Raw genomic sequence first — 13,730 nt, 5'->3', positions numbered from 1 at the left:
GGCCGTGCGCGGAGAAGCCGGGGCAATCGAAGCTGATTATCTAAGGGGCATTTCCGTGGATGAAGGCAACGGTGTTTTATTTAGGGTGTTACGGAATGAAGATCATTGTCCCTGTCAAGAGGGTCGTTGACTATAACGTGAAGGTCCGCGTGAAGTCGGACAACACGGGTGTTGACATTGCCAATGTGAAGATGTCGATGAATCCGTTCGACGAAATCGCCGTCGAAGAAGCCGTGCGTCTGAAGGAAGCGGGCGTGGCGACGGAAGTGATCGCCGTGTCGGCAGGCGTGACGCAATGTCAGGAAACGCTGCGCACGGCGCTGGCGATCGGCGCGGACCGCGCGATCCTGATCGAATCGAATGAGGATCTGCAGCCGCTGGCTGTCGCGAAGCTGCTGAAGGCGCTGGTCGACAAGGAACAGCCGCAACTGGTGATTCTCGGCAAGCAGGCCATCGACGACGACTCCAACCAGACGGGTCAGATGCTGGCTGCGCTAACGAATCTGCCGCAGGCGACGTTCGCGTCGAAGGTTGTCGTGGCTGACGGCAAGGCGACGGTGTCGCGCGAAGTGGACGGCGGCGCGGAAACGTTGTCGCTGAAGCTGCCCGCGGTCGTCACGACCGATCTGCGCCTGAACGAGCCGCGCTACGTGACGCTGCCGAACATCATGAAGGCAAAGAAGAAGCCGCTGGAAACCGTGAAGCCGGAAGACCTGGGCGTCGATGTCACGCCGCGTCTGAAGACGCTGAAGGTCAGCGAGCCGCCGAAGCGCTCGGCTGGCGTGAAGGTCGCCGACGTGAAGACGCTGGTCGAAAAGCTCAAGACGGAAGCCAAGGTGCTTTGATCCACGGAACGCGGAGACGAATGAAATGACGATTCTGGTAATTGCTGAACACGACAACGCGGCGCTCAAGGCAGCGACGCTGAACACGGTGGCTGCCGCGCAGAAGATTGGTGGCGACGTTCATGTGTTGGTTGCGGGCCACAACGCGCAGGGCGCGGCTGATGCTGCTGCGAAAGTGGCCGGTGTGGCAAAGGTGCTGCTCGCCGACGCGCCGCAACTGGCCGCTGGCCTCGCGGAAAACGTCGAGGCGACCGTGCTGAACATCGCGAAGGATTACTCGCACATCCTCGCGCCGGCGACGGCTTACGGCAAGAACATCGCGCCGCGTATCGCCGCGAAGTTCGACGTCGCGCAGGTCAGCGAAATCACTGCGGTAATCAGCACCGATACGTTTGAACGCCCGATCTACGCCGGCAACGCGATTGCGATCGTGCAATCGGCGGATCCCATCAAGGTCATCACGGTGCGTGCGACGGGCTTCGATCCGGTCGCCGCGGAAGGCGGCAGCGCGTCGGTCGAGAAGATCGACGCTGCGGCTGACTCCGGCATCTCGCAGTTCGTGAGCCGCGAAGTGACGAAGCTGGACCGTCCGGAACTGACGTCGGCGAACATCATCGTGTCGGGTGGCCGCGGTCTGGGCAGCGGTGAGAACTACAACAAGGTTCTCGAACCTCTGGCAGACAAGCTCGGCGCAGCAATGGGCGCATCGCGTGCAGCTGTCGACGCTGGCTACGTGCCGAACGATTATCAGGTCGGTCAAACTGGCAAGATCGTCGCGCCGCAGCTGTACCTCGCGGTCGGCATCTCGGGCGCAATTCAGCATCTGGCCGGTATGAAGGACTCGAAGGTCATCGTCGCGATCAACAAGGACGAGGAAGCGCCGATTTTCAGTGTCGCGGATTACGGCCTGGTTGGCGATCTGTTCACTGCTGTGCCTGAGCTCGTCGTCCAGCTTGCGGGCGACAACCGTTAAACTTATCGCGGCGTCGGGAGTACAACAGCGAAACAGTTTGATACCTCAAACTGTAGCTCCACGGACTGCAGCACGTGCGGACGTCTTCGCGGCCGTCCCTTGCTTTCGGGTGCTGCCTCGCAAGATGAGTGTTGCGGGCGAGATCGATGTGTATGGCGCAGGGCTACCAGAATTCTGGCGGATCTGGTGCACGAACCAGAGTCCGCAGGCGGTGGCCAGGTCGTGTACGGGAAGTCCTACGGTCGTCAGCCCCGGGCCCCACCACCGGAACCCAAGCTCGTCGCCGAATCCGACCACCGAGAGGTCATCGGGCGCGCGCAGCCCTTGCGTTGTCAGCTCTTCGAGGATGCCCTGAGTCATCTGGACTGAACCGGCGACGATGGCCGTCGGCCGCTTCGACAGCGAAAGCAAGCGACGTATTGCATTGAGGCCGAACTCGGGATCGCCCGGCGCTCCAAGCTGAACGAGCGCAGGATCCGCCGACTCACCTCCCGGCAGTGCCTTGTGATAACCCTTCAAACGTGCCGAACCCGTAGGCAGATCGTCGGTGCCGCCGATATAACCAATCCGGCGATGACCCAGTTCGACGAGATGACGGGTTGCCTCGAAGATTGCTTGCGTATCGTCAATTCCGAACCATTGGTCGCCGATCGCGGCATGTCTTCGCAGCAATTGGACATGCGGTGACAGTTTGAGCAATCGGACTGTTTCGCGATGAGGCTTTGCAGTCGGCACGATGATGATCCCCGCGACGTTTGCGCTGGCGAGTTCACGGATGCTCTGTAACTCGACCATCCGGTCGTCGTCGGTTTCCGACAGCGCCAGCTGATATCCCGCGCCCTGCAGGCACTTGGACAGCGCATGGGCGATCGTCGCGTAAAAGCCATTTCTGATGTCCGGCAGCACCAGGCCGACGAGGTTACTCGATACACCTCGCATCATGCGCGCGGCCAGGTTGGCCACGTAACCCATTTCATCCGCGACTTCATTGACTTTCTGTTTCGTGGTTGCGCTGATACGAGGGTCGTTCGCGAGCGCCCGTCCAACCGTCGAAGGCGAAACCTGCAGGCGTGCGGCGATGTCTTTGATGGTGATCATAAGATGTCCATGTAAGGCTTTTTATAACGATAGCACAACGTCAGGGCGTCTCCGGCCAAAGCGCCGAGCCGCTTCCCGGGCTACGCATACCGAAATAGCCTCTCCTATGGGCGTTCACAGCGCATAAGTCGTACGCCAGCGGTTGACCAGAACGGGGCCGATCAAATGCTCAGTCAATTGTCGACGGAATTCCTCGGTCCATTGATGCTAACGTGCGCGCGTAAGGATAGCTATATTTATTTGACGACCATGTAGATCGCGATTAGCATAATGCTAACGTTAGCGCATTAAAGCTTCAGACACGCCGGACGCTCGCATTGAGGTTTGCACGGGCGATCCATCGGATGCTTGTGAAGAGGAGACGGAAGTGATGTTTGACGAAGGATCTTTGCGCTTCCATGTCGAGAAGTGGTTCGGAAGAACTGCTATCTCGTCGCTGGAAGTGAGTCGCGTTTGGTCGGAAAGGCTGGGCCGAAGCCGATGTGTCCGGGTTGTGTCGGCGACGTCGGATTGCCCCGTGACGATTTTCTTTTTTCAACACGGCGACGGTAGATGGAGCGTTTCGCCGCCGGAAATCCGGCGCGCGAAGTCGATGGTGTTCTGCCGTTAGTTCTGTGGGCAATCGTCCCCGACTGCGCAGCACCGAACAACGATTAACAGAATCAACACAAGGAGACATCACAGTGAATGCCCCGCAACATGACGTCCGCTACGAGCGCAAGACACTTGCGCTGCTCGGAATTGGTTTTGGACTGGTGGGCTTCGATCGATGGCTGCTTGCGCCGCTTTTTCCTCACATCATGCGCGATCTGGGATTGAGCTATTCGCAACTCGGAAGCCTCATCGGAATTCTGGGCGTTGCATGGGGACTTTGGTCGATAGCAATGGGACCGCTTGCCGACCGGATCGGTCGAAAGAAAATACTCGTGACGACGATGATCGCGTTCTCGCTTTTGTCGAGTCTTTCCGGTTTGGCGACGGGTTTTATCAGCCTGCTGCTCTTGCGGGCGGCGATGGGCGTCGCCGAAGGCGCTTTTACGCCCGCGAGCATCGCCGCGAACAGTGAGGCTTCGCTACCGGCACGCCGCGGGCTGAATCAGGGTATTCAGATCAGCATGATTCCGTTGATGGGTCTCGGATTCGCGCCTATCGTGGCTACGCAGTTGCTTCAGGTCGTCCCCAACTGGCATTGGGTATTCACGCTGTCGGCGGTTCCCGGTTTGATCGTTGCAACGCTCATCTGGCGTCACGTGCGAGATCGCGATACGTCAACGGTCAGCGTATCTCGCGAGCAAGTCGAACGTCCGCGCTGGACTGCGCTTTTCGCCAGCCGTAACGTCACGATCGCAACCATCGCGATCCTGTGCGCGATGAGCGGAATCTTCGTGATCGGCGCGATGGTGCCGACGTATCTGGTTTCAGTCGTCCGTCTCGACATGCGGAGCATGGGATTCGTCGCTTCGGCGGTCGGGTTCGGCGGCTTCATTGGGTGCTTTGCGCTTGCGGGCCTGTCCGATTTTATCGGTCGCCGGCCGACAGCGTTGATCGGGTTCGTCTGTGCGGCTGTTCTTCTCTATCTGTTTTCGTGTACCGGTCCGAATCCGGTTCTATTGTTCATCTTGCTGTTCGGCGTTGCGTTGTTCTCGATGGGCTTGTTGAGTCTGCTCAGCGGGCCCGTCGCGACAGAAGCCGCACCCGTCGGACTCATCGCTTCGACGATCGGTTTCGTGTCGGGCGTGGGCGAGACGTTCGGCGGTGGGGTTGCGCCCGTCGTCGCCGGGTTCATCGCGCAGCATTTCGGCCTCGTGCATACGCTCGATTTCGCGCTGTACAGCTTGGCTGCGGGCGCTGCTGTCGCCTTCTTCCTCATTGAGACCGCACCGCGCAAGCGTCGTCATCACGAGGCGCAGGCACCGCATTCCCCGGACCCTATCAGAGCAGTTATCCCACGTAACGGCGACGCATGATCCGGTCCACCGAAACGATCACTGCCATGCTGCCCGTCCTTGTCAACATCTCAATTGCGGGTTGCCGCCCGTTCCCCGCACTGTCGTTCGACACGCATGCACTTGCGTTGAGTCATTGGGTGTATCTGGGTTTGCGTGGGGTGGATTGCATCGAGCGCTTCATGCATGAGTGGGAGGCAAACTTCGCTCTGCTCCGGGGGATCTGCACCGACCCTGAGACCGCCGGTGCAATCGTGAAGGAGGGCGCGCCGCTCGCGAGCTTTCGGATGCACGCGCCGGTCGCACCTCGACAGGTCTATTGCACGATCGGCAACTACCGAAGCCAGCTTCTGCAAGCCGCCCTCGATGCCGACGATGGTCCGCAGGGACCGGGTGCCGCCGGGCGCCGGGACGCGTTGCTGAATGCCATCGAGGTGCGCCGCCGCGATGGCGCGCCATACATCTGCCTTAAAGGTCCGGCATGCGTATCCGGTCCTGATGATTCACTACCGATTGCACCAGACGTCAAGACCCTCGACTGGGAGGTGGAGATTGGTGTTGTCATTGGCAAGAGAGCGATACATGTCACGCCAGAAGACGCGCTCGATTGCATTGCAGGCTATTGCATTGTCAACGACCTGACGCTGCGCGATCGGGTATTTCGACAGGATGCTCCAACGATGGGCACCGACTGGCTGCAATCGAAATCGCGCCCAGGATGGCTGCCTGCCGGCCCCTGGATGGTCCCCGCATGGGGAGTTGCCGACGTGTCGCAACTCACGTTGTGGCTGCGTCTGAACGGCGGCCTGATGCAGGCCGGTGTGGCTAGCGACATGGTCTTCACCATTGGGGAGCAGATTGCCTGGCTTTCCAACTCGATTCGGCTGGAGCCGGGAGACCTCATATGCACCGGCACGCCGGCCGGGCTCGGCAGCCACTATGGGCGCTACCTGTGTCCCGGCGACGTTGTCGAAGCAGGCATCGATGGCCTTGGCATCCAGCGTGTGACGTGCGTCGAATCATCCAACTACTGATCGCCGTGCGGCTGAAAAGCAGGCCTGGCAGACAGGCCTGCTGTTTTGTGGTGTGCAGAAAGCTACAACTTACACTTTATAGAGGAGATCATGGTGCACAAAGATTCACGACGTTGGCTCGCGGTGTTGCTCATATCGGTCATGCCGCTCGCGGCGCAGGCACAAGCAGAGTTTGCGAGCGCACCTGCGCAAGAGAAGCCGGATACCGCGGCGACCGCGGCATCGTCGAGCAAAGCCGACAGCAAGGCACAGAAGCAGGCACTCAAGGCGCAGAGGCAGGCTGAGCGAAAGCAGGCTCGTCAGATCAGGAACGCCGAACTGAAGAATCTGCAGCGAAATGGATACGGGCCACAGGCAGCGCCTGATCAATATCCCGAAAACCTTCTCAATGCCGAGCGCAAGTCCGCGCCCCAGAAGGCAGTTCCCTTATCGCCGGCGTCGTCGAATTGAAGCATTTCCGGATGAACCATCAAGGAGTTGAAATGGAAAGGCGACAATACACGTCCATCGCGAAAACTCTTCACTGGACGATGGCTGTCGTGATCGTCTGTGCATGGATCGCGGGGTATTACTCCAGCACCCTTAGCCTGCCACAGAAGATCCAGGCTGACAGCATCATGCTGCACAAGTCGATCGCGACGATTACGCTGTTCCTGCTTGCAGCGCGGATTCCGTGGAGGCTCATGCACGGTGCGCCTGAGGCATCGTGCGGTGTTCCAACGTTGGAGCGCACGGCTGCACGTTTTGGACACTTCCTGCTGTACGTCTGCATGCTTGCGTTGCCATTGTCGGGTTGGCTCTGGAGTTCAGCGGCCGGATTCAAGATTCCCGTCGCCGGATTGTTCTTCTTGCCGCCATTGATGGATAAGACTCCCGCGCTTGCGCCTGTATTCAAGCAGGTGCATATCTATCTCGCTTATGCGATCGCCATCCTGGTCTGCGGTCACGTGCTCATGGCGCTCAAGCATTACTTTATCGACCGTAGTGATTCACTTGAATCGATGTTGCCTTCGTGGAGAGGGGGGCGCAGGGCGAACGAGCAGTAGCAGCAATTAGCGGCTAAGGCGAAACCCTGATATCAGTGTTCCATCCGTTCGCGCGCGAGAGCGCGAACCTTTGCCCGGCATTTCGCCGGGCACTTTTTCCGGATCGGCCATGCAGAGCAGTCTCAGCGGGAAAGCGCCACCGGATGTCCTGACGTAACTTTCGCCGCTCAATGCTGTATCGGCATGACCATCTCGTCAGCACTATGTGGAAGCACTCGTCACTTGCTACCCCGGTACTTTCGGCTTCTGAGGTATCTGGCAAGCACTTTCGACGAGCGAGCGGAACCACTGATGGGCGGCGTGGGAATGTACACGTTCATGCCAGACTAGCTTGTAGATCAGTTTCTCCGTCTCGAACGGAAGTTCTCTCACGACTAACTCATGTTGGGTGACGATGGTTCGTCCGTGGGCGTCGAGGAATCCACTCGGCACGCATGTCAGCAAATCGCTGCCGGCGACGATTCGTAGTGCGTCGGCGAAGTGGTTGACGACTACCGGGATCGCCCTTGAGCGACCATGCAAACTAAGCCATCCGTCTATGGCGCCGAGATCCATGCCGGAAGGAGTCACGAGCACATGTGACGCCGCGACGAATTGCTCGAGGTTCATCGCTTCACACAGAACATGGTCCGACCGCATCACGCAGACATAATGATCTGTCCGTAGCCCCTGGACATGGATATCCCGTGGGAGTGATGGAAACATCCCGATCGCGCAATCAAGCGTGCCGCGCTCTATTGCCTCGAGTGAATTGGCGTTTGTGTGAAAGGAGAATGCCACCTTTGCATAAGGTGCCATTAAGCGCAGTTGCAACGCAATGGCACTGATTGCTTCGCTGGCAAGGCTGTCAGTGACAGCAATCCGGAAACTGGTCGCGTCGGAGCGTGGGTCGAAATGTGCGGGGGCGATTGATGCCCTTATGACTGCCAGCGAGCGGTGGAGCTCGGGCCAGATCGCCATCATCCGTGCAGTCGGCTGGACGCCATCGGCGACTTTCAGAAACAGCTGATCGCGAGTCAGCTCTCTGGCTCGCCGAAGGGCGTTGCTTACCGCGGGTTGACTCATCGACAGGCTCGCAGCAGCACGCGTCACATTGCGCTCCAGCATGATGGCCTCGATGACGGCGAGCAGATTCAGGTCAAGCCGCATGATTATTCACCGAAATGATAATGGTCCCCACGAATTCTAAATTAGACGTCAGTGATCTTTTGGAAGATAGTGCACGCACCAGCGTGAGCAGGGCTTATCGCTGCCGCCGACTATCTCCCAATATATCATCAGGATTCGTCTCATGAATGATCGTACCGACGTTGACACGATGCCGAAGCTGACTGGAAAGATCAGTCCGGATCGCATCCGTCTTATGCGCACGCCGCGTCCCCCGGAAGGACTTATCGAAAAGCTCAAAAGCATTTCCGACGCGACGAGCGTCGTTGCAGATGTGATGGACGAACTGGGAATCACCGGCGCGATCGGCGCCTCGGTCCTGAAGCCAACGTTGCCAAACGCAAGCATCGTTGGCCCCGCGCTTACCGTGCGCAACCTCATGCAGCGTGAACACGTCTATGAGACCGCGCGGCTTCATGTGAACCGGATGGCCGAGTTCGAGGCCCACAACCTGGCACTGCCTGGCGATGTGGTTGTGATCGACGGTGTGGAGGGTATCTCCAATATGGGCGGCATCTCGGCTCAGACAGGTAAGCGTCAGGGAGAAGCCGGTGCAATTGTTTCTGGAGGCGTCCGCGACGTCGGTCACTCACGTCGTGCGGATTATCCGATGTGGGCAACCGAAATCACGCCCGTCACGGGCAAATGGCGTATCGAAACCGTGGAGATCAATGGCGATATCCAGATCGCAGGGATTCGCGTCTCGCCGGGCGATATCGTCGTCGCCGATGAGACTGGTGTCTGCTTCATTCCCGCCGCGCGTGCGGAAGAAGTGGCTGAACGGGCACTGGCGAAAGCGAATTTCGAAATCGAGAAGTGCCTTGCCATCGACGCAGGCACTGCCGTTGCCGATCTGCCGAGCAAAGAGTGAACGTCATGGTCTTTCAATTTCCAAAACTGCGCGTTGCCATCCTTGACGACTATCAGGATGTCGTACGAACGCTCGACTGTTTCAGCACACTGCAGGGGCATGAGGTTACGGTCTGGAACGACTCGGTGACTGACGTTGACGTACTTGCGCAGCGACTGGTCGACGCGGATGTCCTGGTGCTGCTTCGCGAGCGAACCAGGGTGGATGAAGCGCTGCTCAGCCGCTTGCCGAACCTGAAGCTGATCAGTCAGAACGGCCATGTACCGCACATCGATCTCGCTGCCTGCACGCGGCACGGCATCGTCGTTTCTTCGGCCCTGACGTCACGTCCTTCATATCCCACTGTGGAATTCACCTGGGGTCTGATTCTGGCCGCGATGCGCAACATTCCGCTCGAAAGTGCGGCCCTTCGCCAGGGGGTATGGCAGAGCACGGTTGGTCTGGGCTTGCGCGGGCGGACGCTCGGCATTTACGGCTTTGGTCGGCTCGGTTCGATGGTCGCGCGGATCGGTGCCGCATTTGGCATGAACCTGCTGGTGTGGGGGCGTCAGGGATCGATGGATCGTGCGCAGGCGGAGGGCTTCCCGGTCGCCACGAGCAAGGAAGCCTTCTTCGCGCAGTCAGATGTGCTGAGCCTTCATCTGCGCCTGAACGCGGAAACAGTTGGCCTGATTGGCCTCGAAGAACTTGCGCTTATGAAGCCGACGGCACTTCTTGTGAATACCAGTCGTGCGGAACTGATCAAGCCAGGGGCGCTGGTGGCCGCGTTGCGTGAGGGGCGTCCGGGCAAGGCCGCCATCGACGTGTTCGAGCACGAGCCGCTGACCGATCCGGCTGACCCTTTGCTTTTGCAACCGAACGCCTTGTGTACGCCCCATCTCGGCTACGTCGAACGTGACAACTATGAATTCGGCTACGGCAACGCATTCGACCAGATCGTTGCCTTTGCGAGAGGCACGCCGATCAACGTACACAACACGGATGTGCTGAAACAGGGAGAAGTGAAATGAACCTCGAGCTTGAAGGAAAGGTCGTTCTGGTCACGGGTGGCAGCAAAGGCATCGGCCTTGCCTGTGCACGTGCGTTCGCCCGGGAAGGCGCGCGCGTCGTCATCGTGTCGCGTGGAGCGAAAAACCTCGGCGCTGCGCGGGCGATCCTTGCGGCGGATGGCATCGACGTCACCACGTTCGCAGCTGATCTCTCCAAAAGCGCGGCGGCCGAACGGGCGGTGATCGCGGCAGAAGAGGAAGTCGGGCCCATTGCGGTGCTCGTCAATTCCGCAGGCGGAGCCGTGCGAGTGCCGCCGGGCGAACTGACGCCCGACAAGTGGCATGTAGCGATGGACGCCAAGTTCTTTACCTACATGAACGTGATGGACTACGTCCTGCCACGGATGGTTGCGCGTGGCGAGGGCTCTGTTGTGAACATCATCGGCACGGGGGGCAAGGTTGCCTCGCCGATCCACATCCCGGGAGGCGCTGCCAATGCGGCGCTGATGCTGGCTTCAGCAGGCCTGGCCGCCGCCTGGGGACACGCAGGCATACGCGTGAACGTCATCAATCCCGGCGCCACCATGACGGGGCGGGTGCAGATGTCGCTTGAGGCCGAATCGCGCGCGACAGGCAGTTCGCCCGAGGACATCCTGAGCCAGAACATCAAGCGCATCCCGCTGGGACGCTACGCCAACCCGGAGGAGGTGGCCGATGCGGCGCTGTATCTCGCGAGCGCGCGCGCATCGTACGTAACCGGTGCGTCGCTAACCATGGACGGCGGATTGACGCCGCTCGTCGTGTGACCGGATAGCCGGCAAAAACCAACGTAGGAGGAGACAAGATGTTCAGCTGGTATCGCGAGCTAACGAAACGCGAGCGAAATACGTTCTGGGGATGCTTTGCGGGCTGGGCTGTGGACGCAATGGACGCACAGCTCTTCAGCTTCGTGCTGCCGGTGCTGATCGCCGTCTGGGGCATGACAACTGCGCAGGCAGGCTATCTGGCTACGGCGACGCTTCTATCGGCGGCTGTGGGTGGCTGGGCGTGTGGCTATCTCGCAGACCGCTTTGGTCGTGTCCGGGTGATGCAATTCACGATCCTCTGGTTCTCGGTATTCACCTTCATCGCGGGTTTCACGCAAAACTTCGAACAGCTCATTGCTGTACGCGTGCTGCAAGGGCTGGGATTCGGCGGTGAGTGGGCCTCAGGTGCGGTTCTAATGGGCGAGATCATCAGGCCCGCCCATCGTGGCAAGGCGGTCGGCACGGTGCAAAGCGGTTTTGGCATCGGCTGGTGCGCGGCGGCGGGGCTGGCCGGCATCATCCTCGCGCACGTACCTGCAGAATTCGCATGGCGGACGCTGTTGATGATCGGAGTGCTGCCCGGCTTCCTCGTACTGTATCTGCGCCGGACGATCGAGGAGCCCGAGCTTTATCAGCAGACTCGCGCTGCAATAGAGGCCGCCGGCCATGCTCCCAGTCTTGTCGACATCTTCCGTCCCAGGATGTTGCGCGTGACGATTCTCGCGTCGCTGCTGGCGTTCGGTGTGATTGGCGTGGGAGGGGCGATCGTCAACTGGCTGCCGACGTTCATGAAAACGGTTCGTCACCTGTCGCCAGGCGCGTCCGGGTATTACGTGTTTCTGGTCACCGGTGGCTCGTTCTTCGGATTTCTGGCAAGTGCGTACCTGTCCGATGTGCTGGGGCGGCGGCGCACATTCCAGCTCTTCCTGGTCTGCTCGTGGCTGGTGACGATCGCCTATATGTTCCTGCCGCTGTCCGGCTGGTGGCTCATCCTGATGGGCGTACCGTTCGGCTTTTTCACCATCGGCAACTACGCTGCACTGGGGCCTTTTTTCACCGAACTCTTCCCAACCGCCGTACGCGGGAGCGGCCAGAGCTTCGCCTATAACTTCGGCAAAGCGGCAGGCGCCGTTGCAGTTGCATGTATTGGCATCCTCGCCCAGCGGATCACCCTCGCCGAGGCAATCGGATCGGTCGCGCTGCTTGGCTACAGCGTTGCGGTTGTAGCAACGCTCATGCTGCCAGAAACGAAAGGCATCAGCCTTACGCCGGGGCTTGGTGACGTAGCGGAACAGGGCTCCAGGCCGATTGATGAGGAGCGGCAGCGGCCTATTCCCGGCAGGTCTTGAGTGGTGTGTACCTCGGAGCACACAACGTGACAATGACAGGAGAAAACAGATGACTCAATCGATGACGGATGTCCGGGCGGACATCCCGGCTCAGGACGACGACGTCGCCGGCCGTCGCAAAAGTTTCACCGTTGAAGGTATTGCGCACAAATTCCCGGTACCAAACGCATGCCGGATCGGCAACCTGATCGTCTCGAGCGCGATTCACGCCATCGACCCGGTGACACGTGCGATGCCGGAGGACCTGGAGTCCCAGTGTGCCCTGGTTTTCGCAAACATGAAGGCGACTGTGGAGGCTGCGGGAGGAAGCACGGACGACATCATCAAGACGACATTCTTTTTGCGCGACCGAGGCAACAGAGGGCCGTTAAACGACGAATGGGTACGTATGTTTCCCGATGCCGATTCCCGACCGGCTCGCCATTCACAGCTTCTGCCAGCGGAAGGACCTTCCCTGATTCAGTGCGATTTCATCGCGGTCGTCACGGGTGCCGGCTGACACTGACCGGGTGTCCTGGAGGGCGACAGCGCGCGCTGATTCCCGTTACAGGAAAGCCAGGAGACCACTATGACAAATGAAAACTCGATCAATCTAACACGACGCTCACTCCTTGCGGCGGGATGTATCTGCATGGGTTGCGCTGTGAGCGGACCTTTGCTTGCAGGCATTCCGACGTTCGAGAGCAGCGTGCCGGAATTCTATCGTCTGCTGGTCGGAGACTTTGAGGTAACCGTCCTTTCCGATGGTAAGAGTCCTCTTCCGGCGACCAGGCTTTTACAGGGCAACCCATTGAGGATCGCCGATGCGCTCAAGAGAAATGCCCTTGGTGAAGAGGTCGAGACATCCCACAACTCGTTTCTGGTCAACACTGGCAAAAAACTTGTGCTCGTCGATGCCGGCGCAGGCTCACTGCTCGGGCCGCGTACCGGGAAACTATTGAGTAGTCTTCGAGGCGCAGGCTATCGGCCAGAGCAGGTCGACGAGGTTTTTCTGACCCATATGCACACGGATCATATCGGCGGCTTGATGTCTGGGAACCAGATGACGTTTCCGAACGCATTGGTCCGTGCCGACCGACGCGATACGGACTACTGGCTAAGCGAAGGCAACCGGCAAGACGCGCCTGTGGAGGCGGAGCGTTTCTTCGAGGCTGCCATGGCGTCGTTGTCCGCGTATATCAAGGCGGACCGGCTCAGGACGTTCGAAGGCATGACCGAGCTCGTTCCAGGCATTCGGGCGCGACCGGCATATGGGCATACGCCGGGTCACACGATGTACGAGGTGGAAAGCAGGAATGAGAAGCTTCTCCTCTGGGGCGACATTGTCCATGTTGCTGCCGTTCAATTCGCCAACCCCGAAGTCACGATCGGATACGACGTTAACCGGACGGAAGCTGAACTGGAGCATTTACGAGTATTCGGTGATGCGGCACAGAAGCGGTACATGATTGGCGGTGCGCATCTGCCTTTTCCAGGGCTGGGTCATGTGTATAGAACGAATGACGCGCACTATGCGTTTACACCTCTCGCCTAGGACGGAACGGAGCGTGTTCAAGAGCCAAGTGGCATCGACGAGAGATTAGTCACTGCAAAGACGGCAGCGTTA

The 13,730-nt window shown here is 59.4% G+C and carries 14 protein-coding genes; 12 read left to right on the top strand and 2 right to left on the bottom strand.

Annotated elements, in window-relative coordinates; translation table 11 throughout:
• Window positions 1-95 precede the first annotated feature (95 nt).
• Together BN2476_RS06735 and BN2476_RS06730 are read left to right on the top strand one after the other, a co-directional pair.
• Complete coding sequence (locus BN2476_RS06735; RefSeq protein ID WP_087733388.1) at window positions 96-845, top strand: electron transfer flavoprotein subunit beta/FixA family protein; 750 nt, start codon at window positions 96-98, stop codon at window positions 843-845.
• Window positions 846-870: 25 nt separating this feature from the next.
• On the top strand, window positions 871-1,818 hold the full coding sequence (locus tag BN2476_RS06730; RefSeq protein ID WP_087733387.1) for an electron transfer flavoprotein subunit alpha/FixB family protein: 948 nt from the start codon (window positions 871-873) through the stop codon (window positions 1,816-1,818).
• Window positions 1,819-1,863: 45 nt separating this feature from the next.
• Here the strand turns inward: BN2476_RS06730 and BN2476_RS06725 are convergent, their stop codons facing one another.
• The gene (locus BN2476_RS06725; RefSeq protein ID WP_087733386.1) at window positions 1,864-2,916 is read right to left on the bottom strand and encodes a LacI family DNA-binding transcriptional regulator; all 1,053 of its coding nucleotides are present in this window, start codon (window positions 2,914-2,916) and stop codon (window positions 1,864-1,866) included.
• A gap of 683 nt (window positions 2,917-3,599) precedes the next feature.
• Between BN2476_RS06725 and BN2476_RS06720 the strand changes: the two genes are divergently transcribed.
• The 4 genes from BN2476_RS06720 (at window position 3,600) to BN2476_RS06705 (ending at window position 6,942) form a co-directional block, all read left to right on the top strand.
• Window positions 3,600-4,883, top strand: a complete 1,284-nt coding sequence (locus BN2476_RS06720) for an MFS transporter (protein WP_087733385.1) — start codon at window positions 3,600-3,602, stop codon at window positions 4,881-4,883.
• Window positions 4,880-5,896, top strand: coding sequence for a fumarylacetoacetate hydrolase family protein (locus BN2476_RS06715; RefSeq protein ID WP_087733384.1), 1,017 nt, complete (start codon window positions 4,880-4,882; stop codon window positions 5,894-5,896). The genes BN2476_RS06720 and BN2476_RS06715 overlap by 4 nt, the downstream gene beginning before the upstream one ends.
• Window positions 5,897-5,986: 90 nt before the next feature.
• Window positions 5,987-6,346 carry a hypothetical protein gene (locus BN2476_RS06710; RefSeq protein WP_235850740.1) on the top strand — a complete coding sequence of 120 codons (360 nt, stop codon included), beginning with the start codon at window positions 5,987-5,989 and terminating at the stop codon, window positions 6,344-6,346.
• Window positions 6,343-6,942, top strand: a complete 600-nt coding sequence (locus tag BN2476_RS06705; protein ID WP_235850739.1) for a cytochrome b — start codon at window positions 6,343-6,345, stop codon at window positions 6,940-6,942. The genes BN2476_RS06710 and BN2476_RS06705 overlap by 4 nt, the downstream gene beginning before the upstream one ends.
• Window positions 6,943-7,167: 225 nt before the next feature.
• Here the strand turns inward: BN2476_RS06705 and BN2476_RS06700 are convergent, their stop codons facing one another.
• Window positions 7,168-8,091 (bottom strand): LysR family transcriptional regulator, encoded by a 924-nt coding sequence (locus BN2476_RS06700; RefSeq protein ID WP_087733382.1) that lies wholly within the window; start codon window positions 8,089-8,091, stop codon window positions 7,168-7,170.
• Between the two features lie 142 nt (window positions 8,092-8,233).
• On the opposite strand from BN2476_RS06700, the gene BN2476_RS06695 reads away from it, so the two are divergent.
• From BN2476_RS06695 to BN2476_RS06670, 6 genes are all read left to right on the top strand, one after another.
• Entirely contained in the window at window positions 8,234-8,980 is a 747-nt protein-coding gene (locus tag BN2476_RS06695) for an RraA family protein (protein WP_087733381.1), read from the top strand.
• A gap of 26 nt (window positions 8,981-9,006) precedes the next feature.
• Complete coding sequence (locus BN2476_RS06690) at window positions 9,007-9,990, top strand: D-2-hydroxyacid dehydrogenase family protein (protein ID WP_162497859.1); 984 nt, start codon at window positions 9,007-9,009, stop codon at window positions 9,988-9,990.
• Entirely contained in the window at window positions 9,987-10,775 is a 789-nt protein-coding gene (locus BN2476_RS06685) for an SDR family oxidoreductase (RefSeq protein ID WP_087733379.1), read from the top strand. The genes BN2476_RS06690 and BN2476_RS06685 overlap by 4 nt, the downstream gene beginning before the upstream one ends.
• A 38-nt stretch (window positions 10,776-10,813) precedes the next feature.
• Complete coding sequence (locus tag BN2476_RS06680) at window positions 10,814-12,124, top strand: MFS transporter (protein WP_087733378.1); 1,311 nt, start codon at window positions 10,814-10,816, stop codon at window positions 12,122-12,124.
• Window positions 12,125-12,173: 49 nt separating this feature from the next.
• Complete coding sequence (locus BN2476_RS06675) at window positions 12,174-12,623, top strand: RidA family protein (RefSeq protein ID WP_218274503.1); 450 nt, start codon at window positions 12,174-12,176, stop codon at window positions 12,621-12,623.
• A 69-nt stretch (window positions 12,624-12,692) separates the two neighbouring features.
• Complete coding sequence (locus BN2476_RS06670; RefSeq protein WP_087733376.1) at window positions 12,693-13,658, top strand: MBL fold metallo-hydrolase; 966 nt, start codon at window positions 12,693-12,695, stop codon at window positions 13,656-13,658.
• The last annotated feature ends 72 nt before the right edge of the window (window positions 13,659-13,730 follow it).

The sequence above is a fragment of the Paraburkholderia piptadeniae genome (genome assembly GCF_900007165.1).
In the GTDB taxonomy this organism is placed as follows: Bacteria; Pseudomonadota; Gammaproteobacteria; order Burkholderiales; family Burkholderiaceae; genus Paraburkholderia; species Paraburkholderia piptadeniae.
Note: the sequence above shows the minus strand (reverse complement) of the source record. Positions and strands in the feature narration are given on the sequence as shown.